1 protein-coding gene is annotated in these 1,146 nt (G+C 42.6%); it reads left to right on the top strand.

Annotated elements, in window-relative coordinates; translation table 11 throughout:
• Window positions 1-235: 235 nt before the first annotated feature.
• Window positions 236-1,146: MFS transporter (locus tag ACWATR_RS40245; protein ID WP_460346043.1), on the top strand; the 911-nt coding region annotated here is incomplete at its 3' end.

Consider the following 1,146-nt stretch of genomic DNA (forward strand, 5'->3'; position numbering starts at 1 on the left):
ATATAGGAAACGAATTTCCACAAGTATTCTTATATGGTTTTAGAGAAAATAATGGAATAATTGGGTAAAGACATGGATTATTTTCCCAATGCCTTGGATAGATTTACATTCCAATCAATGGATTGCTTATCTTTTGTCGTCATTCCAAACTGGTATTGCCAGGTTTAATGATCCAAGCGTCCAGATGAAAACGAAAAAACATTAAACAAAAAAACAGAACCCTACAACGATTGCTATGGATTCTCCTGTTCAAAACGTTTCCCCAAAGCAGGGCACCGGACAATTTAAGTTCGCATTTATATTGGTGACCTCTCTCTTTTTTATGTGGGGTTTTGCCCACAATTTGGATCCTATTTTGATTCCTCATTTGAAGAAATCCTTTACTTTAACCAATACCCAAAGCACGCTGGTAGATTCCGCGGTTTACATTGCTTATTTTTTGTTGGCGGTTCCTGCTGGACTTTTTTTGAAGAGATTCGGGTATAAACTGGGCATTGTTGCTGGTTTACTGTTGTTTGCTGCTGGGTGTTTTTTGTTTATTCCGGCCGCTGATTTTCAATCCTATCCCTTCTTTTTATTTGCCCTTTTTATCATTGCTTGTGGATTGGCTACGCTAGAAACAGCGGCCAATCCTTACGCTGCGGCATTGGGAGATCCTGCCAAATCAACGCAGAGATTGAATCTGGCCCAGTCTTTCAATGGTTTGGCCGCCGCGTTGGCGCCCCTTATTGGCGGGGCTGTAATATTCACTGAGGGCTATTCTGAGGAAGAGTTGGCATCGATGTCGGCAGTGGCCCGACAAACCGCTTTGGCTGCTGAAGCCGAATCCGTTAAATTGCCCTACTTTATTATTGGTGTACTGTTGGTAGTAATCACCTTAATTTTTTTAAGAACAAAACTGCCTAAACTGCCACAGGAAATTGCCAATGAAAATGAGGCAAAAACAGGTCAATCTCTCTGGCCCGGTTTGCTTCGAACTATAAAAGTGCCAGAGCTGGGATGGAGTGTTGTTGCGCAATTCTTGTATGTAGGGGCACAGGTTTCGGTATTCAGTTTGTTCCTGTTGTATGCAGAAGTGGCCGGACCTCTACCACAAAATGAAGCGACCACTTACCAGTTTGCTTGTGGCCTTGCTTTTCTGATAGG

The organism is Nostoc sp. UIC 10890, from assembly GCF_054786515.1.